At 75.3% G+C, this 24,944-nt stretch carries 23 protein-coding genes and 1 riboswitch; of the genes, 10 read left to right on the forward strand and 13 right to left on the reverse strand.

Translation table 11 applies throughout. The features are described 5' to 3' along the window. Positions 1 to 30: 30 nt before the first annotated feature. The 4 genes from JOD57_RS03395 to JOD57_RS03410 are packed head-to-tail and all read right to left on the reverse strand — an operon-like array spanning position 31 to position 2,973. Positions 31 to 1,011 (reverse strand): ROK family glucokinase, encoded by a 981-nt coding sequence (locus JOD57_RS03395; protein WP_204690600.1) that lies wholly within the window; start codon positions 1,009 to 1,011, stop codon positions 31 to 33. After that, positions 1,012 to 1,374 carry a hypothetical protein gene (locus JOD57_RS03400; protein WP_204690601.1) on the reverse strand — a complete coding sequence of 121 codons (363 nt, stop codon included), beginning with the start codon at positions 1,372 to 1,374 and terminating at the stop codon, positions 1,012 to 1,014. Beyond that, positions 1,371 to 2,534 (reverse strand): ArsA family ATPase, encoded by a 1,164-nt coding sequence (locus JOD57_RS03405; protein WP_204690602.1) that lies wholly within the window; start codon positions 2,532 to 2,534, stop codon positions 1,371 to 1,373. The genes JOD57_RS03400 and JOD57_RS03405 overlap by 4 nt, the downstream gene beginning before the upstream one ends. A gap of 7 nt (positions 2,535 to 2,541) precedes the next feature. After that, positions 2,542 to 2,973: an SRPBCC family protein gene (locus JOD57_RS03410; RefSeq protein ID WP_204690603.1), complete on the reverse strand. Its 432-nt coding sequence runs from the start codon at positions 2,971 to 2,973 to the stop codon at positions 2,542 to 2,544. 150 nt (positions 2,974 to 3,123) lie between these two features. Between JOD57_RS03410 and JOD57_RS03415 the strand changes: the two genes are divergently transcribed. Continuing rightward, positions 3,124 to 4,917: an AMP-dependent synthetase/ligase gene (locus tag JOD57_RS03415; protein WP_204690604.1), complete on the forward strand. Its 1,794-nt coding sequence runs from the start codon at positions 3,124 to 3,126 to the stop codon at positions 4,915 to 4,917. Positions 4,918 to 4,975: 58 nt separating this feature from the next. Here the strand turns inward: JOD57_RS03415 and JOD57_RS26665 are convergent, their stop codons facing one another. The 5 genes from JOD57_RS26665 to JOD57_RS03440 form a co-directional block, all read right to left on the reverse strand. After that, positions 4,976 to 6,106: a glycosyltransferase family 4 protein gene (locus JOD57_RS26665; RefSeq protein WP_204690605.1), complete on the reverse strand. Its 1,131-nt coding sequence runs from the start codon at positions 6,104 to 6,106 to the stop codon at positions 4,976 to 4,978. Next, on the reverse strand, positions 6,103 to 7,383 hold the full coding sequence (locus JOD57_RS03425) for a M48 family metalloprotease (RefSeq protein WP_204690606.1): 1,281 nt from the start codon (positions 7,381 to 7,383) through the stop codon (positions 6,103 to 6,105). Before JOD57_RS03425 ends, JOD57_RS26665 begins: the two co-directional genes overlap by 4 nt. A 137-nt stretch (positions 7,384 to 7,520) precedes the next feature. Further along, positions 7,521 to 8,642: a C40 family peptidase gene (locus JOD57_RS03430; protein WP_204690607.1), complete on the reverse strand. Its 1,122-nt coding sequence runs from the start codon at positions 8,640 to 8,642 to the stop codon at positions 7,521 to 7,523. A 142-nt stretch (positions 8,643 to 8,784) separates the two neighbouring features. Beyond that, a riboswitch (cyclic di-AMP (ydaO/yuaA leader) is annotated at positions 8,785 to 8,965 on the reverse strand. A gap of 182 nt (positions 8,966 to 9,147) precedes the next feature. Then, entirely contained in the window at positions 9,148 to 9,477 is a 330-nt protein-coding gene (locus JOD57_RS03435) for a hypothetical protein (RefSeq protein ID WP_204690608.1), read from the reverse strand. A 110-nt stretch (positions 9,478 to 9,587) separates the two neighbouring features. Next, positions 9,588 to 11,330 carry an NlpC/P60 family protein gene (locus JOD57_RS03440; protein WP_204690609.1) on the reverse strand — a complete coding sequence of 581 codons (1,743 nt, stop codon included), beginning with the start codon at positions 11,328 to 11,330 and terminating at the stop codon, positions 9,588 to 9,590. Positions 11,331 to 11,496: 166 nt separating this feature from the next. Between JOD57_RS03440 and JOD57_RS03445 the strand changes: the two genes are divergently transcribed. Together JOD57_RS03445 and JOD57_RS03450 are read left to right on the forward strand one after the other, a co-directional pair. Beyond that, positions 11,497 to 13,389, forward strand: a complete 1,893-nt coding sequence (locus JOD57_RS03445) for a DEDD exonuclease domain-containing protein (RefSeq protein WP_204690610.1) — start codon at positions 11,497 to 11,499, stop codon at positions 13,387 to 13,389. After that, complete coding sequence (locus JOD57_RS03450; RefSeq protein WP_204690611.1) at positions 13,386 to 13,673, forward strand: Lrp/AsnC family transcriptional regulator; 288 nt, start codon at positions 13,386 to 13,388, stop codon at positions 13,671 to 13,673. Before JOD57_RS03445 ends, JOD57_RS03450 begins: the two co-directional genes overlap by 4 nt. 27 nt (positions 13,674 to 13,700) lie before the next feature. Here JOD57_RS03450 and trpD read toward each other — a convergent pair whose 3' ends face one another. Further along, positions 13,701 to 14,756: an anthranilate phosphoribosyltransferase gene (gene trpD / locus JOD57_RS03455; protein ID WP_204690612.1), complete on the reverse strand. Its 1,056-nt coding sequence runs from the start codon at positions 14,754 to 14,756 to the stop codon at positions 13,701 to 13,703. Continuing rightward, the gene (locus JOD57_RS03460) at positions 14,753 to 15,166 is read right to left on the reverse strand and encodes a hypothetical protein (RefSeq protein ID WP_204690613.1); all 414 of its coding nucleotides are present in this window, start codon (positions 15,164 to 15,166) and stop codon (positions 14,753 to 14,755) included. Before JOD57_RS03460 ends, trpD begins: the two co-directional genes overlap by 4 nt. 145 nt (positions 15,167 to 15,311) lie before the next feature. Here JOD57_RS03460 and ctaE point away from each other — a divergent pair, with 145 nt between their 5' ends. The 4 genes from ctaE to qcrB are packed head-to-tail and all read left to right on the forward strand — an operon-like array spanning position 15,312 to position 19,669. Beyond that, positions 15,312 to 15,935, forward strand: coding sequence for an aa3-type cytochrome oxidase subunit III (ctaE, locus tag JOD57_RS03465; protein WP_204690614.1), 624 nt, complete (start codon positions 15,312 to 15,314; stop codon positions 15,933 to 15,935). Between the two features lie 7 nt (positions 15,936 to 15,942). Further along, entirely contained in the window at positions 15,943 to 16,824 is an 882-nt protein-coding gene (gene qcrC / locus JOD57_RS26060; RefSeq protein ID WP_307824434.1) for a cytochrome bc1 complex diheme cytochrome c subunit, read from the forward strand. After that, entirely contained in the window at positions 16,821 to 17,933 is a 1,113-nt protein-coding gene (gene qcrA, locus JOD57_RS03475) for a cytochrome bc1 complex Rieske iron-sulfur subunit (RefSeq protein WP_204690615.1), read from the forward strand. Before qcrC ends, qcrA begins: the two co-directional genes overlap by 4 nt. Then, the gene (qcrB, locus tag JOD57_RS03480; protein ID WP_204690616.1) at positions 17,933 to 19,669 is read left to right on the forward strand and encodes a cytochrome bc1 complex cytochrome b subunit; all 1,737 of its coding nucleotides are present in this window, start codon (positions 17,933 to 17,935) and stop codon (positions 19,667 to 19,669) included. Before qcrA ends, qcrB begins: the two co-directional genes overlap by 1 nt. A 762-nt stretch (positions 19,670 to 20,431) precedes the next feature. On the opposite strand, the gene JOD57_RS03485 is transcribed toward qcrB, so the two are convergent. Further along, a complete protein-coding gene (locus tag JOD57_RS03485; protein ID WP_204690617.1) occupies positions 20,432 to 20,836 on the reverse strand; it encodes a cytochrome c oxidase subunit 4 in 405 nt (134 codons plus the stop codon). Positions 20,837 to 20,891: 55 nt separating this feature from the next. After that, entirely contained in the window at positions 20,892 to 21,764 is an 873-nt protein-coding gene (gene ctaC, locus JOD57_RS03490) for an aa3-type cytochrome oxidase subunit II (protein ID WP_204690618.1), read from the reverse strand. 381 nt (positions 21,765 to 22,145) lie between these two features. On the opposite strand from ctaC, the gene JOD57_RS03495 reads away from it, so the two are divergent. The 3 genes from JOD57_RS03495 to asnB are packed head-to-tail and all read left to right on the forward strand — an operon-like array spanning position 22,146 to position 24,881. Then, positions 22,146 to 22,511, forward strand: a complete 366-nt coding sequence (locus JOD57_RS03495; RefSeq protein WP_204690619.1) for a metalloprotease — start codon at positions 22,146 to 22,148, stop codon at positions 22,509 to 22,511. Then, entirely contained in the window at positions 22,501 to 22,875 is a 375-nt protein-coding gene (locus tag JOD57_RS03500; protein ID WP_204690620.1) for a DUF3817 domain-containing protein, read from the forward strand. Before JOD57_RS03495 ends, JOD57_RS03500 begins: the two co-directional genes overlap by 11 nt. A gap of 56 nt (positions 22,876 to 22,931) precedes the next feature. Continuing rightward, complete coding sequence (gene asnB, locus JOD57_RS03505; protein ID WP_204690621.1) at positions 22,932 to 24,881, forward strand: asparagine synthase (glutamine-hydrolyzing); 1,950 nt, start codon at positions 22,932 to 22,934, stop codon at positions 24,879 to 24,881. The last annotated feature ends 63 nt before the right edge of the window (positions 24,882 to 24,944 follow it).

The following is a 24,944-nucleotide window of genomic DNA, read 5'->3' on the forward strand; positions in this document are numbered from 1 at the left end:
CCCCTCCTGCCCCGCCCTGAGGAGCTCGGGTCAGGGCGCCACCCGGCGGGCGAGGTCCGCGGCGCCGACCAGGCCGGCCTGCGCGCCCAGCGCGGCGCCCACCACCCGCGGGCCCGGCCGGAAGCCGCGGCCGGGCAGCGCCCGGTCGAGCCGCTCGCGCGCGGGCCGCAGCACCATCTCCCCCAGCACGCTGACGCCGCCGCCGATGACCACGACGTCGGGGTCGAGGACCGCGGCCAGGTCGGCGATGCCCTGACCGAGCCACTCCCCGACGTCGCTCACCAGGCTCAGCGCCACCGGGTCCCCCTCCGCGGCGGCCCGCGCGACGTCCTCGCCGGTCAGCCGCGCGGCGTCCCCGGCCACCCGGTCGAGCAGCCGGGCCGCCGCGGCCGGGGAGCGGGTGGCCACCTGGCGGGCGGTCGTGCCCAGCGCGCTGCCGCTGGCGTACTGCTCCCAGCAGCCGCGGTTGCCGCACGGGCACAGCCGGCCGTCGGGGACCACGCGCATGTGGCCCCACTCCCCCGCGACGCCGTGCGCGCCCCGCTGCAGGCGCCCGTCGGCGACGATGCCGCCGCCGATCCCGGTGCCGAGCGTGATGCACAGGGCCAGCTCGGCCCCGCGGGCAGCGCCGAAGCGGTACTCGGCCCACGCGGCGGCGTCGGCGTCGTTGCCCACCCACACCGGCCGCTGCAGCCGGGCGACGAGGTCCCTGCGCAGCGTGCTGTGCCGCCAGGCCAGGTGCGGGCTGAACAGCACGACGTCACCGGCGCGGTCGAACCACCCGGCCGCGCCCACGCCCACCGCGGCCAGCGGCCCGCCGTGCCGGCCGGCGAGCTCCTCGACCACCGCGGCGACGGCGGCCTCGGTCTCGCCGACCGAGGCGGTCGGCGTCGACCGCCGGGCCGTCTCGAGCACCGTGCCGTCGGGCGCGACGACGCCGCCGGCCACCTTGGTGCCGCCGACGTCGACCCCCAGGGCGGGCAGCCCGGCGAGGTCGCTCCCGGCGGCCACTCAGCCGATCTCGATGTGCTGCACCGGCGGCGGCGTCGGCGTCGGTGCCGGGGGGACGCCGTCGTCCGGCGGCCCCGGCTCGACGGGGTCCGCGGCGCGCGGCGCCTCGTCGGCGACGGCGCGCAGCGCGGCGGCGGCGGTGGTCAGGGCGTCGGCCAGCGCCGCGCTCACCTCCGGCCGGCGGGCGACGGCGGCCAGCTGGCACACCGGGCACCAGCGGCAGTCGCCGCCGGGCACGTGACCGGCGGCGCCACCCGGGTCACCCGCCTGCTCGCGGACCTCCGTCCACGCCTCGCTCCAGGTCTGCCCCAGGCCGGCGACCACCCGCCGCGCCTGGTCGAGCCAGTCGGTCCCCTCGCTCACCGCGTCCTCCCCTCGGCCGCCAGCAGGTCGGCCGGCCACAGCTGCGGATCCGCCGCGAACCCCACCTCGAGCCGCGCCGCGGCGGTGCCCGGGTCGGCGAGGCTGCCCGCGGTCACCACGCAGCGGCGCAGCAGCGGGTCCAGGCGCAGCGACCGGCGCGTGCCGGCCGCCGTCACCACCAGGTCGTCCTCCCAGCGGGTCAGCGCCACCCCCGACCGCTCGGCGAAGGGCAGGGGCAGCGTCAGCCGCCAGCCGCCGTCGACGCGCTCGGGTGCGGGGACCTCGGCGCTGCCGGCCGGTCCGGGCAGGTCGGTGAGCAGCGCGGCCAGCGCGTCGGCGTCCTCGGGGACGCGCGCCGACTCGGCGACCGTCCGCACCGGGGCGACGCCGGCCAGCGCGACGAGGGCGGCCTCCTGCTCCGCGGCCCGCGCGGCCCACCACGCACCCGTGCCCCCCTCGGGCAGCACGCGCGCGAGCACGCCGACCGGGCACTGCCCGTGCACCGCCATCGCCGTCGTCGCGGCGTGCAGGCCCGCGACGGCTCCGGGCCGCGGCGGGGCCACCAGCCAGACGGCGGTCCGCGCCGGGTCGGTCAGCGTCACCCGGTCCAGGAGCGCCTCCAGTGCGGGGACCGCGCCGAGGGCGACGTCGGCCGCGCCGCGGCGCAGCGTGCCGGTCCGGACCGCGGCGGCGCGGACCGCGGCCAGCACCCGCAGCCGGGTGGGCACCGCCTGCTCCAGCCACCAGCGCAGCGTGCCGGGCAGGGCCAGCAGCCCGGCCGCCGTCTCCAGCGGTCCGGCGTCGAGGACGACGAGGTCGGCGGGGGCACCGCTGCGGTCACCGGCCACCCGGCCCAGGGCGGCGAGCACCGCGAGCTCGCCGACACCGGGCACCGGCACCACGGACGTGGCCGGCGGCAGGACGAGGTCGGGGACGGTGGCGGTGAGCTCGGCGGCCCAGCCGCCCCACAGCACCTCGAGCTCGGCCTGCGGCTCCGCCCGGACGACGTCGAGGCCCGGCTCGGTGGCCGCTCCGGGCGGCGGGTCCTGGCGGGTGACGAGTACCGTGCGGTGCCCGGCGCGGGCGGCGCGCACGGCGGCGGCCGCGGCGAGGGTGGTGGTGCCGGCTCCGCCGGGACCGGTGAACAGCAGGGTCGGCACGGCCGGGTCAGCCCTCGACGCGCTTCTTGAGCTCCCGTAGCGCGGTGTCGAGGACGACCTTCTCCGCCCGGCGCTTGAGCATCCCGATCATCGGGATCGCCGTGTCCACGGTCAGCCGGTAGGTCACCTCGGTGCCGCCGTCGGTCTCGCGCAGCGTGTAGGAGCCGTCCTGACGCCGCATGATCCGGCTGCTGACCAGGGTCCAGGAGACCTGCCGGTCGTCGTCCCACGTGTAGTCGAGGACGTAGTCGTCGGCGAGGACGGTGGCGTCGATGACGAAGCGCACCCGCCGGGCACGCCCGTCGGGGCCGCTCTCGAGCACGTCGACGGTCTTGGCCGCCTGCACCCACTGCGGATAGGCCGCGAAGTCGGCGATGACCGTCATCACGTCGGTCGCCGGAGCCCTCACGACGATCGACTGGGTGGACTGCTCGGCCATGCGGAGAGGCTAACCGCTGCCGATCCGGCCGCAGGTCCAGCCATCCGGTGGCTACTCACCGGTAGGAAGCTGCCGGTAGATTCGGCGGACGTGTCCCGCTCCGGACCGAGGGCACCGGCGCCCCGGACGAGCGGGGAGGAAGGACGAGGCGTGCGCGAGTTCAGCGTCCCCGCGACGACCGAGGTGGGCCCGCACGAGGCGCTCACCGACATGCTGGCCGAGAACGTCGCCGAGCACGGCGACGAGGTGGGCCTGCGCATCCAGCGCGACGGCCGGTGGGAGGACGTCACCTGGCGGGAGTTCGGTGAGCAGGTCGCCGGCGTCGCGAAGGGACTGGTCGCGGCCGGGGTCCGGGCCGGTGACCGGGTCGCCCTGCAGGCCAGGACCCGCTACGAGTGGACCGTCCTCGACTTCGCCATCTGGACCGCCGGCGCGGTGACCGTGCCGGTGTACGAGACCTCCAGCCCCGACCAGGTGGCCTGGATCCTCGCCGACTCCGGCGCCACCGCGGCGGTCGTCGAGCGCGCCGAGCACGCCGCCGCCGTCGACTCGGTGCGTGACCAGGCCCCCGACCTCGGCCCGCTCTACGTCATCGAGGACGACGCCGTCGGCACGCTCACCGCCGCCGGGGCCGACGTCCCCGACAGCGAGCTCGAGGCCCGCCGGGCGACCCTGGGCGCCGACAGCCTGGCCACGCTGATCTACACCAGCGGCACCACCGGCCGGCCCAAGGGCTGCGAGCTGACGCACGGGAACTTCCTGTTCGAGGTCGGCAACGGGATGGCCCTGCTCGACCGGTTCATGAACACGCAGGGCTCGCTGCTGCTGTTCATCCCGCTGGCGCACGTGCTGGCCCGCGTGATGCAGGTCGGCGCGGTCAAGACCCGCACGGTCATCGGCCACACCCCCGACGTGAAGAACCTGCTCGAGGACCTCGCCGGCTTCCGGCCGACCTTCGTCCTCGCCGTCCCCCGGGTGTTCGAGAAGGTCTACAACTCCGCGAAGGCCAAGGCGGAGGGCGACGGCAAGGGCAGGGTCTTCGACCGGGCCGCGCGGGTGGCCATCGACTGGTCCCGCGCCCAGGACACCGGCGGCGCCGGCCTGCTGCTGCGCGTCCAGCACGCGCTGTTCGACCGGCTGGTCTACGGCAAGCTGCGCGCCGCGCTCGGCGGCCGCTGCCTCGGCGCGATCTCCGGCGGCGCCCCGCTGGGCGAGCGGCTGGGCCACTTCTTCCGCGGCATCGGCGTCACCGTCTTCGAGGGCTACGGACTGACCGAGACGACCGCGGCCGCGTCGGTCAACCACGACGGCGCGCTGCGCATCGGCACCGTCGGCCGGCCGCTGCCCGGCGTCGCCGCCCGGATCGCCGAGGACGGCGAGATCCTGCTGCGCGGCGGTGTGGTCATGCGCGGCTACTGGGAGAACGAGCAGGCCACCGCCGAGGCGATCGACCCCGACGGCTGGTTCCACACCGGCGACATCGGCGAGATCGACACCGACGGCTTCATCAGGATCACCGGGCGCAAGAAGGAGATCCTGGTGACCGCCGGTGGCAAGAACGTCGCCCCCGCCGTCCTCGAGGACCGGCTGCGCGCGCACCGGCTGGTCAGCCAGTGCATCGTCGTGGGCGACCAGCGGCCCTTCATCGCCGCGCTGGTCACCCTGGACGCCGAGGCGCTGCCGCTGTGGCTGGAGTCCAAGGGCAGGCCGGCCGACACCCCGGTGGAGGAACTGGTCGACGACCCCGACGTCCGGGCCGAGCTCGACGCCGCCGTCGCCGAGGCCAACCGGGCCGTGTCCCAGGCCGAGGCGATCAAGAGGTACCGCGTGCTCGCCACCGACTTCACCGAGGACAACGGGATGCTCACCCCGAGCCTGAAGCTCAAGCGCTCGGTGGTCATGAAGGAGTTCGACCCCGAGGTCGAGGCGCTGTACGCCCGGTAGGGACCGCCTCACCGCTCGTGCGATCGCGGCGGGCCCTGCACGGGGCCCGCCGCGGGGCTCACGGTTCGAGCAGGTCGGCGAAGGTGGCCGCGATCGTCGTCCAGGACCAGCGCTGCTCCACCCACGCCCGCCCGGCGGCGCCCATCGCCCGCGCCCGCGCCGGGTCGTCGAGCAGCGCGGTGACCGCGGCGGCCACCGCCTCCGGGGAGCGGGGCTCGCGGACGACGGTCCCGGTCTCGCCGTCGCGCACCGCCTCGGGCGCTCCGCCCGACGTGCCGCCCACCACCGGCAGCCCGCACGCGGCGGCCTCCAGGTAGACCATCCCCAGCCCCTCGACGTCCAGGCCGCCGCGGCGGGTGCGGCAGGGCATGGCGAAGACGTCGCCCGCGGCGTAGTGCTCCGGCAGCCGCGCGGGCGCGACCGGGCCGGTGAGCACCACCGAGGCGGCCAGCCCGCGGTCGGCCACCGCACGCCGCAGCCGCGCCTCGTCCGGGCCGCCGCCGACCAGCAGCAGCCGCGCGCCGGGGTGCCGGGCCAGCACCGCCGGCCAGGCCGCGACCAGCACGTCCTGCCCCTTGCGCGGCACCAGCCGGGACACGCAGACCACGACCGGGCCCTCCCCCAGCCCGTGCCGCCGGCGCACCGCCGTCCCGTCGACGGCGGGGGCGAACCGGTCGACGTCGACCCCCGGCGGGAGCTGGGCCAGCCGCACCCGCCCGCGGAGCGCCGGCGCCAGGCGGCCGCGGGTGTACTCGCTGATGTAGGTCAGCACGTCCAGCCCGCCGGCGATGCGCCGCAGCACGTGCCGCGCGCCGGGCAGCGCGACCCAGCCCGTCTCGTGGCCGTGCGTGGCGCCGACCAGCCGGCGCACCCCGGCCTCGCGGAGCGCCGGCGCGAGCAGGCCCAGGGGCGCCGCGGCGCCGAAGAAGGCGGTGTCGCAGCCGTGCCGCCGGGCGAGGGCGGCCGCCGCGCGGGCCACGCCCGGGGTGGGCAGCAGCACCCCGGTCGGGTGACGCACCACCTCGTACGGCAGCGCCGCGTCGTGGGCCTCCCAGCCGGGCGAGCGGGAGGCCAGCACCACCAGGGAGTCCGGCGGACGCCGGGCGAGCAGCGCGGCGACGAAGGTCTGGATGCCGCCCTGCCGGGGCGGGAAGTCGTTGGTGACGACGAGGGTCCGCCGGGCGCTCACCGGTCGTCCAGCCGCAGCCAGTCCTCGGCGAGGGCGATCCGCTGGGCCGCCGTCGGGTGCGAGCCGAAGAACCACTGCCACGGTGCCGGCGGGCTCGGGTCGGACACGTTGGTCTCGGCCAGCCGGCGCTGCATCTCGATGAAGGCCGCGGCGTCCCCGGTGAGGTCGAGGGCGTGCAGGTCGGCGCGCGCCTCCACGTGCCGGGAGACCAGGTTCTGCACCGGGGTGCCCACCAGCGAGCCCAGGGCGACGAGCAGCAGGACCAGCGGGACCACGCGCGGGTCGCCCGGGGAGTCCGCCCCCGCCCGCCGCAGCAGCGGCGGCCAGGTGAGCAGCCAGCCGAGCAGGGCCACCGCGGCGGCCGCGCCGAGCGCGCCGAGCAGCGTGCCGGTGAGGACGTCGTCGGTGGCCACGTGCCCGAGCTCGTGGGCGACGATCGACTCGACCTCGTCGTCGGGGACGTCGGCCAGCAGCGTGTCGTACAGGACGACGCGGCGGGTGGAGCCGAACCCGGAGACGTAGGCGTTGAGCGACGTCGTCCGCCGGGAGGCGTCGGCGACGAGCACGTCGTCGACCGGGGTGCCGCTCTCCTCGCCCAGCTCCAGCAGGTCGGTGCGCAGCTGCCCGGCCGGCAGGGGCGCGAAGCTGTTGAACGCCGGCTCGATGACCACCGGGTAGAGGAAGGAGCCCACCACCACGAGCCCCGCCGCCCCGGCCGCCGCCCACGCCCACCAGGCGCGCGGCGCCCGACGGGCCAGTGCGACGAGCACGAGCAGGGCGAGCGCGGTGAGGGCGGCGTCGATGGCCGTGGAGACGGCGACGTCGCGCAGCCACAGCGGCCACGAACGGGTGGACAGGCCGTAGCGGTGCCGCACCACCTCGCCGTAGGCCGACACCGGCAGCGTGGCCAGCCGGCCGACGACGACCAGGGCGACCGTGCCGAGCAGCACCTGCCAGACCCAGCGCCCGCCGAGGGGCCGCGCGACGGCGGTCACCAGCCGGCCGCCCAGCCGGGTGAGACCCAGCAGGGCGGAGGCGGTGAGCCCGAGCAGCAGGCCCACCAGCGACGCGGGCCGGATGTCCGCGGCGAGGGCCTCGGCCCGCCGGAGGGCCTCGGCGGGCAGCCCCGCGTCGGCGCTGACCGGTGTGGCGCCGCCCGGCGGTGCGGGCAGCAGGGTCCACGGCGTGCGGACGGCGATGACGACCACGAGCGCGGCACCGAGCACGGCCGCGACCAGCAGGGCGGCGCGAGCGCCTCCCCGGCCCGCCCCGCTCACCCGGCCGATCCTAGGCGGCGTCCTCCGGGCTCCGGTCCTCCCCCGCTGCGGACGCGGCGAGGGCCGGCGACCCGGGTGGGTCGCCGGCCCTCGGGCACCCGACTCCGTCCGGAGGGGCCGTCGCCGGACGCCGTCCGCTAGACGATGCGGCGCATGGCGGTGATGCCGCCCATGGAGTCGACCGACACGACCTTCACCGGCTCGCTGGAGGTCGAGGCGTGCACCATCTGGCCGTTGCCGACGTACATCGACACGTGGCTGACCGGGCTGTAGTAGAAGATCAGGTCACCCGGCTGGAGGGCGTCGCGCGAGACGGCGGTGCCCATGCGCGACTGCATGCTGCTGGAGTGCGGCAGGGTGATCCCCGCCGCGGCGTAGGCGTACTGCGTCAGGCCCGAGCAGTCGAACGCGTCGGGACCGCCGGCGCCCCACACGTAGGCGTCGCCGACCTGCGCCAGCGCCGTCTGCACCGCCCGCTGGGCCGCCGCACTGCCCCCACCGGCCGGTGCCGGGGCCGGAGCGGCGGGAGCCGCCGCGGCGGCCGGAGCGGCCGGGGCCGCCGGAGCCGCCGGCGCCGCCGGGGCCGCCGGGGCCGCCGGAGCGGTCGGCGCCGCCGGGGCCGCGGCCACCGGGGCGCTCTCGCCGACCGTGCCCGCGGACTGCTGCGCGGCCAGGGCCCGCTGCGCGGCTGCCGCTGCCTCCTGCTGGGCGGCGGTCAGCGCGGCGACCTGCTCGCGGTAGTCGGCGATGTCCTCCTGGAGCCGCGCCTCCTGGGCGCTCAGGTCCTCCAGGGTGCGCTCGGCGTCGGCCTCGGCGGCCTCGGCGTCGGCCTGTGCCCGCGTCGCCGCGGCGGCGGCCTCGCCGACCTCGGCCATGACGTCGGTGGTGTGACCGGCGAGCTGGTCGAGCGTGGCGAGCCGGCTGACGAAGTCCTCGGCGGAGGCGCTGGTCATCAGCAGGTCCAGCTCGGGCATGGTGTCGCCGCCGGTGTAGGCGGTGCGGGCCACCTGCCGGATCCGACCGTCCAGTGCGTCGAGCCGGGTCTGCGCGTCGGCGGCGGCCCGGTCGGCCTCGTCGGCCTCGGTCTGCTGCTGGGCGAGCACCTCGCGGGCCTCGTTGACCTGCTCGCTGACGACCTCGAGCCGGTGACCGGCGTCGGCGGCGAGCTGGGCGGCCTGCTCGGGACTGGTGGCCTGCTCGGGGTCGGCCGTCGCGGTGCCGGGCAGCAGGGCCAGCGTCAGACCGGCGGTGGTGCCCACGAGCGCGACCCGGCCGAGACGGCGGAGCAGCGGGCGGCGGCGGTGCGGGCCGGTGACGGGACCGGCGGTACGGCGGTCGGTGGACTGTGCGCGCGCATGCCCCAGGGCAGGGCGGGGGGTCGCCACGGGCGGCGGCTCTCCGTTCTTCCTCAGCAACCGCCTACCGAGTTAGCTGACGGGTTCGGGCTGGGAAGACGTGCCCTATCTCCGCACGCCGGAGGAGGTCCGGCGCGCACGAGAACTCACCCCAGTGCTGCGGTGGGTCCCCGGCTCACCTCGCGACCGCCCGAGGGCGGCGTCCGGTGACTCGGCGGTGTCCGGCCGAGGCCACCTCGTGTCGGGTGACGACCACCCGGCCGAACGGCGGCCACAGTACGGACGTGATGCAGTTGTGACAAACGGGGCCCCCGGGGACTGTGAGAACACCCACGGTGGGCGATCCCGACACCCCGGTGCGTGCCGAGGTGTCCACAGCGGCGCCCGGTGTGTCCTCGTCCGGCTCGGCTCAGCCGGTGCGGCGACGCCCGGCCGGCCGCCCGCCGCGCGCCTCCTCCCGCCCGGCCGTCGAGGGCCGGTGACGCAGGGGTGGCACCAGACCGCCCTCGGCGAGTGCCCGGACGGCGCGCCGCTCGACGTCGTCGAACTCCACCACCACGCCGGGTCGCGGGAGGACGACGTCGTCGGGGCCGGTGCCGCGGGCCGCCGGGACGGGGGGCACCGGCAGCAGCACGGGCGCGGTGTCCCGCTCCCCCGGCGGTGCCCCCAGCAGGGCGGTGACGACGCAGTCGGCGCAGCCGACGCCGCGCGCGGTGCACGTGTCGCAGTCGATGAGCATGGCCGTGTCCCTCCGGTGTCCCGGCCGCGCCGCCCGCTGCCGGGCCGCGGTCGGGACGGTCTCCCTGTCGGTTGCTGCGCACGCTAGGGACGACCACCGACAGTCCCGGCTCAGCCGCCCGCGTACTCCCAGTGCCAGGGCTCCTCGCGGCCGTTGCCCGGGTCGGCCCACGTCGGGTGCAGCCAGCCGAAGCGGCCGGCGTTGGCGACCATCCACGCGTACTGCGGGGTGCCGAAGGTCTCGATGCCGCCGCACAGGTCCACCGCCAGGCCCCAGCCGTGGTTGCTGGTGCCGGGGACCGCCGCGAGCGCCGGCTTCTCGCCGTAGAGGCGCACCTGGCCGGCGTAGGTGCGGTAGGAGTCGGTGATGCAGACCGGCTCGCCGAAGACGTCGGCGAACGCCGCGCTCATCGCCCGCCAGGCCGCCGCCGCGTCGCAGCGCAGCGCGTGGCCGGACACGCCCAGCGGGCACAGCGCGCTCGGCGGGATCAGCCCGTTGGGGTAGCCGCCCCAGGATCGGCCGCCGGAGGAGCTCGGCGGGTACACGGGGTTGCCGCACTCGACCGGCAGCGCGCCCCCGGTCGGCCCGGGCGCCGGCTCCTCCGGCCGCGGCCCGAGGCTCGGCCGGCCGACGTGCAGCACCTCGTCTGCGGGCAGCCGCCGGACGACGACCGCCCCGGCCCGGCCGTCGGCGGCCAGCATCGTCTGCCGGTCCAGGGCGATGCCGACGTGGCCGAGACCGGCCTCCGGCGTGCCGGGGAACACCAGGTCCCCGGGCAGGACGTCGGCGAGGTCGACCGGCGTGGTGACCGCGTAGAGCCCCGCCTGGTCGTCGGGCAGGTCGATGCCGGCGGCACCGTAGACCGAGGAGACCAGCGAGCCGCAGTCCCAGGAGTCCGGACCGGCCGTCCCTGGGGCGTACGGCCTGCCCAGGGCGTCCATCGCTGCGGTGACCGCCGCGACCGTCTCCGCGGGCAGCACCAGCAGCGACGTCGGCTGCTGCGGCAGCTGCGCGGTACCCGGCTGGACGCCCCCGGCGGCCGCGCCGACCGGCGCCAGCCCGACCGGCAGGCCGGCCACCGGGTCGAGGAGGGCCGCCGCCGGCGGCGACTGCACGCCGGCCGCGGCCAGCCGGCCGAGGTGCGCCCGCCAGTTGGCCGCCGTCTGCACGTTGACGTCGGCCTGCTCCCGCTGCAGCCGGGCCAGCTGCCGGTCGACCTCGGCCAGCGCGGCGTCGAGCTCGGCGGTGACCGCGGCCGCGCTCGCCTCCAGGTCGGCCACCTCCGCGGCCAGCTCGTCGGCCCGGCCCCGCGCCTGCGCCAGCGCCCCGTCAGCGGACTCCCGCTCGGCCAGCGCCGCCTGCCGCTGCCGCTCGGCCTCGCCCACGACCTGGGCGGTGTGCGCGTCGACCGCCTCGAGGTAGCCGAGCGCGGACACGACGTCACCGGGGTCCCCGCCGGCGAGCAGGACGGTGAGCGGCGTCAGGGAGCCGCCGTCGCGGTAGGCCGCCGCGGCGTACTGCGCGACCACCGTCCGGTAGCGGGCCAGCTCCGCCTCGGCGTCGTCCACCGCGGTCCGCGCGGCCTCGACCTCGGCCTCGGCGTCGGTCAGCGCCTGCCGGGCCGCGGCCACCTCGGTCTGGCGCCGCTGGAGGTCGGCCTGGACCTCCGCGGCGCGCTGCTGCAGCCGGTCGAGCGCCTCGCTGTCGAGCACTCCGCTCGTGCCGCCGGGCTGGTCGCTGGGCGCCGCCGCCGCCGGGCCGGCCAGGGGGACGGCCACCAGCAGGGCCGCCGCGCCCGCGAGCACCAGCGCCGCCGCCCGCCCGGGAGCGGCCGGCCGGGAGCGGGAGCGCATCGGACCACCTCGACCTGGCCGGGACCACCGTGGCCCGGACCGGAAGCGTGCCGCACCGCCCGCGGCTCGCGCCACAGGTCCGCGCACCCTCCCCCCCGGCCGGGCGAGACACGGTCCACGGGCGTGCGTCCCCGGGACTGTCCGACCCCCGGCCTACCGTCCCGCCGTGCCCCTTCCCAGCGCCCGTCCCGGCGGCACCGGGTCCCGGCTGCCCCGTCACGCGCAGGCCTCCGCCCACCCCGGCCGGGAGCTCCCCCTCCACCACCAGGGCACGATCGACGAGCTGGGGACGCCGCTGGCCGGGGTCACGTTCGTCGTCGTCGACCTGGAGACGACCGGCGGCTCGCCCAAGGACTGCGCCATCACCGAGATCGGTGCGGTGAAGGTGCGCGGCGGGGAGGTGGTCGGGGAGTTCCAGACGCTGGTCGACCCGGGCTGCGAGGTGCCGCCCTACATCAGCGTGCTGACCGGGATCACCACCGCGATGGTGGCCACCGCCCCGCGGATCGGCTCGGTGCTGCCCGCGTTCCTGGAGTTCGCCCGCGGCGCGGTGCTGGTGGCCCACAACGCGCCGTTCGACCTCGGCTTCCTGCGGGCCGCCTGCGCGCAGAACGGCGTCGCCTGGCCCGCGGCCGCGTCGGTGGACACCGCCGTCCTCGCCCGCCGGCTGCTCTCCCGCGACGAGGTGCCCAACTGCAAGCTGGCCACCCTGGCACCGTTCTTCTCCGCCACCACCTCGCCGTGCCACCGGGCGCTGGCCGACGCCCGCGCGACCGTCGACGTCCTGCACGGCCTGTTCGAACGGCTCGGTCCACTGGGGGTCACCTCGCTCGAGGAGCTCACCGGCCTGACCCGCCAGGTCGACCCCGAGCGCCGCCGCAAGCGGCACCTCGCCGAGCACCTGCCCTCCGGTCCCGGCGTCTACGTCTTCCGCGGCCCCCGCGACGAGCCCCTCTACGTCGGCACGTCGAACGACCTGCGCACCCGGGTGCGCAGCTACTTCTCCTCCAGCGAGCAGCGCAGCCGGATGACCGAGATGGTCGCGCTGGCGCAGCGGGTCGACGCCCTGCCCTGCGCCCACGACCTCGAGGCCGCCGTCCGGGAGCTGCGGCTGATCGCCGAGCACAAGCCGCGCTACAACCGCCGCTCGCGCTTCCCCGAGCGGGCGCTGTGGCTGCGGCTGACCGAGGAGCCCTTCCCCCGCCTGTCGGCGGTGCGGCGGGTGCGCCCGGGGGCCGGTGTCTTCCTCGGCCCGTTCGCCGACCGGCGGGCCGCCGCCGCGGCCGCCGCGGCCATCCACGAGTCGCTGCCGCTGCGGCAGTGCACGTCCCGGATCTCCCCGCGGGTGCTGACCGCCGCCTGCGCCCTGGCGGGCATGGGCCGCTGCGGCGCCCCCTGCACCGGCGCGCAGTCGGTCGAGGAGTACGCCGGGATCGCCGCCGTGCTGCGCGCCGCGGTGGCCGGGGACCCGCACGCGCTGGTCGCCCCGCTGCTCGACCGCGTCGACCGGCTGGCCGCCGCGGAGCGGTTCGAGGACGCCGCGCTGCTGCGCGACCGGGTCGCCGTCCTGGTGCGTGCCGTCCGCCGCCGGCAGCGCCTGGAGTCGCTGGCCGGCGTCCCCGAGCTGGTGCTGGCGCGGCCCGACGGCGACGGCGGGTGGCACCTGTCGGTCGTGCGGCGCGGCCGGCTGGTGGCGGCCGGCGGCGCCGCGCGCGGGGCCTCGGTCCGCGACGCGCTGGCGGGCCTGCGCGCCACCGCCGAGACACCCACCGGGCCCGACGGCGAGCTGGCCGCCTCGGTCGACGAGACCGAGCTGGTGCTGCGGTGGATGGAGAAGCCGGGCAGCCGGCTGGTCGAGGTGCACGGCACGCTGGCCTGCCCGGCGCCGGGCACCGGCGGTCTGAGCGGCTTCCTCGCGCGGGTGGAGGCCGGCCGCGCGCTGCGCGACCCGTTCGCCGACGGCCGCCAGCTCGGCACCCGGTCGCGGCCCGAGCGGCTCGCCCCCGGCACGGTGGGGACCGGCGGTCCCGACGCGGCGCCGCTAGCATCCCGGGCGTGATCACCGCCATCGTGATGATCGACGCGGCCACCGACGCGATCGGCGAGGTGGCGCAGGCGATCGCCGACCTCGAGGGGGTCAGCGAGGTCTACTCCGTCGCCGGCGACGCCGACCTCGTCGCGATCGTGCGGGTCCGCGAGTTCGAGCAGATCGCCGAGGTGATCGCCGGCCGGATCAACAAGGTGCCCGGCGTGCTCGAGACCGACACGCACATCGCCTTCCGCGCCTACTCGCGGCACGACCTCGAGGCGGCCTTCTCCCTCGGCCTCGAACCCAGCGGCTGACGGCCTCCGCTGCTGGGTCCCGGGGCGTCACCGGCCGGCGGCCGCCCGGCTGACCGCCACCCACCGGTCGAGCAGCGCCGCGGCCCGACCGTCGTCGACGGCCGCGGCGGCGCGCGCCACGCCCGCCGCCAGGGACGCCGTCAGCTCGCCGCCCCGCTCGTCGAAGGCGGCCAGCGCGGCCGCGGCGTTGAGCAGCACGGCGTCGCGCACCGGACCCTGCTCACCGCCCACCACCCGCCGGAAGACGTCGGCGTTGAACGCCGGGTCGCCGCCGCGCAGTGCGTCGGGCCCGGCGGGGGCGATCCCGAGGTCGGCCGGGTCGACCCGGACGGGCGTCACCGCACCGTCCCGGGCGACCCACACCCGCGACGTCGTGGCGGTGGTGAGCTCGTCGAGGCCGTCGTCGCCGCGGAACACCAGCGCGCGGCTGCCGCGGGCGGCGAGCACCGCGGCGAGGACCGGGGCCATGCGGACGTCGGCGCACCCGACCGCGGCGGCCACCGGCCGGGCCGGGTTGGTCAGCGGCCCGAGGAAGTTGAAGACCGTGCCGATGCCCATCTCCCGCCGCGCCGCGGCGGTGTGCCGGAACCCCGGGTGGAAGACCGGCGCGAAGAAGAACCCGATCCCGGCCTCCTGCACGCAGCGGGCCACGGCCGCCGCCGGGAGGTCGATGACGACGCCGAGGGCCTCCAGGACGTCGGCGGCCCCGGACGACGACGACGCCGCGCGGTTGCCGTGCTTGGCGACCGGGGCACCGGCTGCCGCGGTGACGACGGCGGCCATGGTGGAGATGTTGACCGTGTGCGCGCCGTCGCCGCCGGTGCCGACGATGTCGACCGTGGCCGCCGGCAGGTCCACCGGCGTCGCCCGCTCGACCATGGTGGCGGCCAGCCCGGCGACCTCCTCGGGCGACTCCCCCTTGGCCCGCAGCGCGACGGCGAACGCGGCGACCTGGGCGGGGGTGGCCTCGCCGCTCATCACCTCGCGCATGGCCCAGGCCGTGTCCCCGGCGCTGAGGTCCTCGCGGGCGAGCAGGCGCGTCAGCAGGCCGGGCCACGTGGGCCCGGTCGAGCCCGCCCTCACCGGGAGACGGGACGACGGCCCGACCGGTCGCGGAGCAGCCCGGCGACGACCTGCGGCGCGGTCAGCGGGTCGATCGGCAGGGCCAGCGTGCCGTCGGCGCGCGACCAGTGCGCCAGCCACCGGTCGGGCTGGCGGGCGATGAGGACGCAGATCGCCGGCCGGTCGGCCACCTCGACGACCATCTGCCGCGACAGCGCCAGACCGCCGGTGGGCTGGGCCTCGCCGTCGAGGACGCACAGGTCCACGCCGCCGCCGTCCACGGTGTCGACGACGTCCTCGCCGGTGGCACACTCCACCCACGTCAGCGGGCCGACGTCGGGTGCCGGCCGGCGGCCGACGGCGGTGCGGACGGCCTCGCGGACCTCGGGCCGGGAGCTGTAGACCAGGACGGTGGCCGGCGCGTCGCTCACCTGCGGCAGCCTAGTGGCAGGCCGGGGACGGCAGCGCCCGCCGCCCGGTGCGGGCGCCCCCCGATCGGGGGACGGTCTCGGGCCGGTCACGGCGCCGCCGCGCCACCCCACCCGCGGTCGTCGTGTTCCGGAACCCGGTGCCATGATGGGCGTCGTGACAACGGCCCCCGTGGCGAGCAGCACCTTCGACACCTCGCGGGTGCACTCCCTGACCCGACCGAACATGGTCAGCGTCGGCACGATCATCTGGCTCTCCAGCGAGCTGATGTTCTTCGCCGGGCTGTTCGCCATGTACTTCACCGCGCGCGCCCGCGCGACCGAGGGCTGGCCCCCGGAACCCACCGAGCTGAACCTGCCGTACGCGCTGTTCTTCACGCTGATCCTGGTGGCCTCCTCGGTCACCTGCCAGATCGGCGTCTTCGCGGCGGAGAGCGGCAACGTCTACGGCCTGCGCCGGTGGTTCACCATCACCTTCGTCATGGGCCTGGTGTTCGTCCTGGCCCAGTTCAACGAGTACCGCGTGCTGGTCACCGAGCACGGGACCAGCATCTCCAGCTCGACCTACGGCTCGGTCTTCTACCTGACGACCGGGTTCCACGCGCTGCACGTCATCGGCGGCCTGGTGGCCTTCGTCTACGTGCTCATCCGGTCCACCATGGGCCGGTTCACGCCGGCACAGGCGACCTCGGCCATCGTGGTCTCCTACTACTGGCACTTCGTCGACGTCGTGTGGGTCGGGCTCTTCGCCACGATCTACCTGATCCGCTAGGGAACCGGTGTCCACCACGAACCCGCAGTCCGACACCCAGCCCGACGAGGGGCCGCGTCGCCGGTCACGCTGGTCGCGGCGTCCGGCCGAGGGCACCCCGGCGGCCGCCGCCCGTGCCCGGCGGCGCTCCAAGCAGCGGCGCCGGGTCGCCAACGTCGCCGCGCTCATGGCCGGCCTCGTCCTGACCGGCGCCCTCTACTCGACCCTCGCCCCGGGGGCCCAGGCCGCCGACGAGGGCAGCGAGTCCAGCGCCGAGGCCGCCGGCCGCGAGCTGTACGAGCGCAGCTGCATCAGCTGCCACGGCGAGAACCTCGAGGGCGTGCCCAACCGCGGGCCCTCGCTGATCGGCGTCGGCGAGGCCTCCGTCTACTTCCAGGTGCACACCGGCCGCATGCCGCTGGTGCGCCAGGAGGCGCAGGCCCCCGACAAGCCGGCCATCTTCTCCGACGAGGAGATCGACCAGCTGATGGCCTACGTGCAGGCCAACGGCGGCGGCCCCACGCTGCCCTCCGGTGACCTGCGCGACGGCGACCTGGCCCTCGGTGGCGAGCTCTTCCGGCTCAACTGCGCCCAGTGCCACAACTTCGTCGGCGAGGGCGGCGCCCTCTCCTCCGGCAAGTACGCGCCCAGCCTCGAGGACTCCAACGACCTCGAGATCTACGCGGCCATGCTCAGCGGGCCGGAGAACATGCCGGTCTTCGGGGACAACCAGATCACCCCGGAGGAGAAGCGGTCGATCATCAACTACATCCAGACGATCACCGACATGCCCGACCCGGGTGGCGCGGGCATCGGCCGCATCGGCCCGGTGAGCGAGGGCCTGGTCATCTGGGTCGTCGGCGTCTCGGCGCTGCTGTTCGGCATCTTCTGGATGGGGAGCAAGGCGTGAGCACGCACGACACCCGCCCCGGCTCCACCGGTGGCGCGGACACCCCCGGCCCGCTGCACGGCGGCCCGGACGACGACTACACCCCCGAGCAGCTCGCGACCATCCCCCGCGAGGACCTCGACCGGCTCGGCGCCCGCTACGACGGCGTGGAGATCCTGCACGTCGAGCCGGGCCCGGAGCCCGGCTCGACCCTGGAGAAGCGCGCCGTCCGCCAGGTCGGGCTCATGTTCGGCCTCGCCGGGCTGTGCGCCTTCGGGTTCGTCGTCGTCTACGCCGGTGCCGGCTGGTTCCTGCCCGACTGGCAGTGGGAGCTGGGCAGCAGCTCGTTCAGCGTGCTCTACACGCCGCTGCTGGGGCTGCTCATGGCGCTGGCCTTCACCTTCGTCGGCGTGGGGCTGGTGCTCTACACCAAGAAGCTGCTGCCGCACGAGACCGCGGTCCAGGACAAGCACGACGGCTCCCACTTCGACCGGGTGACCACCGGCGCCACCCTCGTCGGCGGTCTGCACGACAGCGGTCTGGCCCGCCGCAAGCTCATCACCCGTTCCCTGGCCTTCATGGGCGGCGGGCTGGGCCTCATGCTCGTCGCCCCGCTCGGCGGCCTGATCAAGGACCCCAACGAGGGCGACCCGCTGGGCACCACGGAGTGGGCCGAGGGCGTCCGCCTCCTCCGCGACGACGGCACCCCGATCCGCCCCGGCGACCAGGAGCCCGGCTCCCTGGAGACGGTCTTCCCGGCCGTCCCGGAGGGCAACCGGCTCGCCGACGCCGCGACGATGCTCATCCGGCTGCGTCCCTCGCAGCAGGAGTCGGCCGTGCCGCGCAGCGGCCAGGAGGACTTCGGCTACGGCGACTACGTCGCCTACTCCAAGATCTGCACGCACGCCGGCTGCCCGGTGTCGCTGTACGAGCAGGAGACCAGCCGCATCCTCTGCCCGTGCCACCAGTCGCAGTTCGACGTGACCCAGGGCGCCAAGCCGATCTTCGGCCCTGCCACCCGGTCCCTCCCGCAGCTGCCCATCACAGTCGACGACGAGGGGTTCTTCGTCGCACGCAGCGACTACATTGAGGCTGTGGGTCCCACCTACTGGAACCGGGAGCGCATCTGATGGCTCGTAACGCCACCGCGCCGGGGGCGCCGAAGACGCTCCTCGGCAAGGCCGCTCTCGAGGTCGACGACCGGCTCATCGTCGCCGGCCCCCTGCGCAGGACGCTCAACAAGGTCTTCCCCGACCACTGGTCGTTCCTGCTCGGCGAGATCGCGCTCTACTCGTTCATCATCCTGCTGCTCACCGGCACGTACCTCACCTTCTTCTTCCAGGCCTCGATGACCGAGGTCGTCTACGACGGTGCGTACGCGCCGCTGCGCGGCGTCGACATGTCGATCGCCTACGCCTCGACGCTGGACATCTCCTTCGACGTCCGCGGCGGTCTGCTGATCCGGCAGATGCACCACTGGGCGGCCCTGCTCTTCGTCGCCTCGATCGTCGTCCACATGCTGCGGATCTTCTTCACCGGCGCCTTCCGCCGGCCGCGGGAGACCAACTGGCTGATCGGTGTCGCGCTGCTGGTGCTGGCCCTGGTCGAGGGCATGACCGGTTACACCATGCCCGACGACCTGCTCTCCGGCACCGGTCTCCGGATCATCAGCGCGATCATCCTGTCGATCCCGGTGATCGGGACGTGGGCGCACTGGGCCGTGTTCGGCGGCGACTACGTCGGTGAGCTGATCGTCGGCCGGTTCTACATCGTCCACGTGCTGCTGATCCCGGCGATCCTGCTCGGCCTGATCGCGGTGCACCTGCTGATCCTGGTCAAGCAGAAGCACACGCAGTTCCCCGGCCCGGGTCGCACCGAGCACAACGTGGTCGGCAACCGGCTCTTCCCGGCCTTCGCCGGCAAGGCGACCGGGCTGCTGCTCGTGGTCTTCGGTGTCGTCGCCGCTCTCGGCGGGCTGGTCCAGATCAACCCGGTGTGGCTGTGGGGCCCGTACAACCCCGCGCAGGTGTCCGCGGCGTCGCAGCCGGACTGGTACGTCATGTTCCTCGACGGGTCGACGCGACTGTTCCCCGCCTGGGACATCTACCTGCCGGGCAACTACAACATCCCGGCACTGTTCTTCCCGACGCTGGTCCTGCCCGGAATCCTCTTCACGCTGCTGGCGGCCTACCCCATGCTGGAGCGGAAGCTGACCGGCGACACCGCCTCGCACCACCTCCTGCAGCGCCCGCGCGACGTCCCCGTGCGGACCTCGCTGGGCGTCATGGCGCTGTCGTTCTACCTCGTGCTGCTGCTGTCGGGCGGCAACGACGTCATCGCCGACAAGTTCGACATCAGCCTCAACGCGATGACCTGGATCGGCCGCATCGGCCTGATCATCCTGCCGCCGATCGCCTACGTGGTGACCTACCGGATCTGCCTGGGTCTGCAGCAGCACGACCGCGAGGTCCTCGAGCACGGCATCGAGACCGGTGTCATCCGCCGGCTCCCGCACGGTGAGTTCATCGAGGTCCACCAGCCGCTCGGCCCGGTCGACCACCACGGTCACGGCGAGCTCGCCTACGGCGGTGCTCCGGTGCCCAAGAAGATGAACCAGGTGGGCGGTGCCCGCCGCGCCATCCGCGGGTTCTTCTCGCCCATCGAGGAGCCCGCCGCTGTCGAGCTCGAGCAGCGCGGCGAGGAGCGCGGGCTGGCCTCGGCCGACCCGCACCGCGAGCTGACCACGAGCGGCCGTCCGGCCGAGGGCGGACGGCCCTCCGAGGGTGGGCGACCGTCCGAGGGCGGGCGTCCCTCCGAGGGTGGGCGACCGTCCGAGGGTGGGCGGCCGCAGGCGCCGCGCGACTGACGCACACAGCACTCCCAGCAGGGCCCCGGTGGAACCTCCCACCGGGGCCCTGCTGCATCCGGACCCGCTGCTCCTGAGGTCGGCCGTCGTACGGCCGGCCCTTCGGGGAACGGGGGCGACGGCGCCGCGTGATCCCGGCGGCGTCCGGGCGTGACCGCCCGTCCCTACGAGCGGGCTCGGCAGGGGTCGGGTCCCGAGGGGTCCGGAGCGCCGCTCGACCCCTGTCACGCCGTCGGGCACCACCCCACCCGGGAGCAGGATCCCCGGCTCGTCGGCCGCCACAGCGCCTCTCAGGCACCGTCCTCGCCGCACGACGCAGACGTGCAGCCGACCGCCCGGTGGTCAGGGCGGCTCCGCGGTGGCCTGCAGGGCCGCAGACGGACGCCGCCGCCCCGAGTGGGGGGCGACCAGCGGCACCGACCGCAGGGGCCGCGGCGGAGCGGCTCCTGCTCGCGGTGCTCACCGAGCCGTGACCACCGGTCGGACTCCCGGGTCGTGGTCAGGCCCCGTGGAGGACCGGGGTGTCACCCGGCGGACCAGCCCGCGGCCGGGACGCACGTGCGCTCGGCACGCGGCCCGGACGGCCGGTCCGCGACAGGGCGTCCCTCGGGACCGGCCGTCCGCGTCACCGGTGACGGCTCCGCCGGTCGACGGTGGCGCCCGTCGTCAGCGGGCCCCGGTGGGCGACGACGGCGCACCCACCCACGGCACGAGGGCCCTCCCCGCCGGTGCGGGAGAGGGCCCTCGGGAGCTGCGAGACGGTCAGCTAGACTGTGCGTTCTGCCCGACGTAGTACTCGAACAGCAGCCCGCCCACGGTGATCAGGATCGCGACGGTGCCGATGAGGATCAGCCACACGTACCAGTAGGCCAGGCCCAGGCCGGTGATGGCGGCCGAGGAGGCGATGGCGAAGGGCCAGTAGCTGCTCGGGCTGAAGAAGCCGAGCTCACCGGCGCCCTCGGCGATCTCGGCGTCCTTGCGGTCCTCGGGGCGGGCGTCGATGCGGCGGGACACGAACCAGAAGAACCCGCCGATGAGCCCGGTGAGCCCCGCGGACAGGACCAGGGCGGTGGTGCCGATCGGCTCGCGCGACCAGAAGCCGTAGACGGCTGCGGCGACGACGCAGAAGATCGCGATGAGGTTGAAGATCAGCGCTTCGACCTTCACGGTCGTCCTCCCTGCTCAACGGTGTCAGCGACGCGTGCGTGGGCCGGCTCGGTCATCAGTCGGCGGCCTGCTGGTAGTACCCGTCACCCACGCGGAACGGCCGGGTCGTGGTGGCCTCGCCCTCCTGGCCGATGGTCTCGAGGGCCTCGTAGGTGCTCTGGCCGGACTCGCGGGCGGCGAGGTAGGCCTCGTAGTCCTCGGAGCTGACGGCCCGCACCTCGAAGTTCATGTACGCGTGGTAGCTCCCGCACAGCTCGGCGCACCGGCCGACGTAGGAGCCCTCCTCGTTGACGACGACCTCGAAGACGTTGTCCCGGCCGTTGTCGTTACCCGGGATGACGTCGAGCTTGAAGAGGAACTCCGGCACCCAGAACGAGTGGATGACGTCGGCGGAGGCGACCTCGAAACGGACGGTCTCGTCGGTCGGCATGACCAGGATCGGGATCTCGTCGGTCGTCCCCACGGTGTTGACCGGCTCGCCGTCGTCACCGGTGGTCTCCGGGTAGACGAACTGCCAGTTCCACTTGAAGGCGTTGACCGCGATCGTCCGGTCGGGCTCGTCGCTGCGCTCGAGCACGTCGTTCTGCACGACGACGGTGAAGAAGAACAGACCCGCGATGATGATGAACGGGAAGATCGAGTAGGCGATCTCGAGCGGCAGGTTGTACGCCGTCTGCCGCGGGAGCTCGTCGCCCTTCTTCTTGTGGAACAGCACCGACCAGATGATCAGGCCCCACACGATGAAGCCGACGATGAGCGCCGCGATCACCGAGCCGGTCCAGAGCTGACGGACGCCCTCGGACTGTTCGGTGACGCCCTCGGGGAAACCGAAGCGCCAGAACTCGTTGTTCAGGTCGCACCCGGTGAGGGTGAGCGCCCCCAGGAGACCGAGCGCGGCGACCCGCGCGAGCCTGCTGCGTCGAGCCACTGCTCGCTGCCTCCTCGTTCCCCCACCCGGGTGACGGGCGGATCCACCGGCGCGACCGCCCGCGGGGAGCCCCGCAGGTCCGTGCGCCGACCTCAGTCTGGGCCGAGACTAGCCGACCCCGCACGGCGGCCGGCGACCGGAGACGGACGGCGGCGGGTTGGCGCCACGCCGCCGGACTCCGGGCTCGACCGCGGGCCGGATCGCGGGCCCGACGTGCGAGGGGACGACGTCCGGGGACGACGTCCGCGGCACGGCCCCGGCGAGCCCGGACCGGCCGCCGCGGCCCCGGTCCGCCCGGGTCCCCGCGGGCGGACCGCGGGTGCCGGTGACGCCCCTCACCGCAGCGCCGCCCCGGCTGTCGCGGCGGTTAGAGTCGGAGACGTGTGGACGCGTCTGCTGACCTGGAGGTGGGTGCTCCTGCACCTGCTGGTCGCCGCGCTGTTCGTCGCCACCTTCTTCCTCGGCTACTGGCAGCTGAGCAAGGCCGAGGACGGCGGCGGCGCGGTCAACTGGAGCTACGCGCTGCAGTGGCCGCTGTACGGCTTCATGGGCCTGTGGTTCTACGTGCGCATGGTGCGCGAGGAGCTGCACCGGGACCCCGACGAGGACGAGCCGGGCAACGCCGTCGTCCTCTACCAGCGGCCGCGGATCGACACCACGGGCGACCCGGAGCTGGCGGCGTACAACGCCTACCTCGCGGAGCTGAACGAGCGGGCGCTGGGGCAGAAGAGCGCGCATGGCCGCTGAGCGCACCGCGGAGCGCAGCCGGTTGCCGCGCGCGCTCGCCCGCCGGGTCGGGCAGGGCGTCCCCGCCGCTCTCCTCCGCTACCGCGTCATGGCCTGGGTCGTGGGCGTCCTGCTCATCGCGCTGGTCCTGGTCGCGGTGCCGGTCAAGTACCTGGCTGACGTCGACGAGCCGGTCGCCGTCATCGGCACCGCGCACGGCTGGCTCTACGCCGTCTTCTTCGTGACCGCCTGCGACCTCGCCCTGCGCGCCCGCTGGACGCTGCGGGGCACCGTCCTCGTGCTCCTGGCGGGCACCGTGCCCGTCCTGTCCTTCGTCGCCGAACGGATCGCCACCCGCAAGACCCGCGCCGGCGAGCGCGTCTGACCTGCGTCCCGGCCCCCGCGGCCGGGCTCGAGCCGACCCCCGGAGACCTGCGCCTCATGTGCGGCCTGCTGGCCTACCTGTCCACCGACGCCCCCCGGGTCGACGACGACCGTGTCGACGGCGTCCGCGAGGCGCTGCACTGCCTGCACCACCGCGGGCCCGACGACACCGCCGTCTGGGCCGACCCCAACGTGGTCCTCGCCTTCAACCGGTTGTCGATCATCGACGTCGAGGGCAGCCCGCAGCCACTCCCCTACGCCGCGGACCGCTACCGGATCCTCTTCAACGGCGAGATCTACAACTACGTCGAGCTGCGCGAGGAGCTGGCCGCGGCCGGCGCGCAGCTGACCACGCACGGCGACACCGAGACGATCGTCGCCGGCTACCACCTGTGGGGCCAGGACGTCGTCCGGCGGCTGCGCGGGATGTTCTCCTTCGTCATCTGGGACACCCACACCCGGACCGCCTTCGGCGCCCGCGACCCCTTCGGCATCAAGCCGCTGTTCACCGCGCGCCTGGCCGACGGCGGGCTGGTCCTCAGCTCGGAGAAGAAGGCGCTGCTGCAGCTGCTCGGCGGCAGCGAGGCCGCCGGCGGCGTCGACCCGGCCTCGCTGCAGCACTACCTGACGCTGCAGTACGTGCCCGAGCCCGCGACGCTGCACCGCGGCATCCGCCGGATCGAGAGCGGCACGAGCTTCACCGTCGTCGACGGGGAGCTGGCCACGGCCCGCTACTTCCACCCGTCCTTCCGGCCGCAGCCGGTCCCCGCCGGGGGCGAGCAGGACCTCTACGACCGCATCGCGGCGGTGCTCGACGAGTCGGTGGCCAAGCACATGCGCGCCGACGTCACCGTGGGCTCGTTCCTCTCCAGCGGCATCGACTCGACGGCGATCGCCGCACTGGCCCACCGCTACAACCCCGACCTCATGACCTTCACCGTCGGCTTCCAGCGGCAGGCGCAGTCGGAGGTCGAGATCGCCGCGGAGTCCGCGTCGATCCTCGGCGTCGAGCACGTACCGGTCGAGGTCACCGCCGAGGAGTTCGCCGCGGCCATCCCCGAGGTGGTCTGGTACCTCGACGACCCGGTCGCCGACCCCGCACTCGTGCCGCTGTACTTCGTGGCCCGCGAGGCCCGCAAGCACGTCAAGGTGGTGCTCTCCGGCGAGGGCGCCGACGAGCTGTTCGGCGGCTACACCATCTACCGTGAGCCGATCAGCCTGTCCTGGGCGTCGGCGCTGCCGCCGGCCGGCCGCCGGGCGATGGCCCGGATCGCCGACCTGCTGCCCGAGGGCGTGCGCGGCCAAGACCTGCTGCGCCGCGCCTCCACCCCGCTCGAGCAGCGCTACTACGGCAACGCCCGCAACATGCGCGACGACGAGCTCGCCGCGCTGCTGCCCGGCCGCGACCCCGACCTGTCGCACGTCGCGGTCACCGAGGACCTCTACCGGCGCACCCGCGAGGCCGGCTACGACGACGTGACGGCGATGCAGTACGTCGACCTGTTCACCTGGCTGCGCGGCGACATCCTGGTCAAGGCCGACAAGATGACCATGGCGAACTCCCTCGAGCTGCGGGTGCCCTTCCTCGACCCGGAGGTGTTCGCGATCGCCAGCTCGCTGCCGGTCGAGCAGCGGGTGCCCCGCCGCGGCCCCGGAGCCAGGGACAGGGCGACGAAGTACGCGCTGCGCCAGGCGATGCGGCAGATCGTGCCGCCGCGGATCATGAACCGGCGCAAGCTCGGCTTCCCCGTGCCGACGGCGGACTTCCTCGCCGGCCCGCTGCACGACTGGGCCCGCGGCATCGTCACCGACAGCCAGACGCAGGAGTGGCTCGACCGCGACGTCGTCCTCGGGCTGCTCGACCGGCTGCGCGCCGAGGAGGTGCCGAGCAAGCGCATCGCCCGCCAGCTGTGGTCGGTGCTGGTCTTCATGGTGTGGCACGGGATCTTCGTCGAGGAGCGGGTCGTCGTCGACGTCCCGGAGACGGTCTACCCGGTCAAGCTGTAGGGACGCCGACGGCGCCCGCCCCCAGAGGGGACGGGCGCCGTCGTGGTGACGTGCTGGGGCGGC

Source organism: Geodermatophilus bullaregiensis, assembly GCF_016907675.1.
GTDB classification, from domain to species: Bacteria; Actinomycetota; Actinomycetes; order Mycobacteriales; family Geodermatophilaceae; genus Geodermatophilus; species Geodermatophilus bullaregiensis.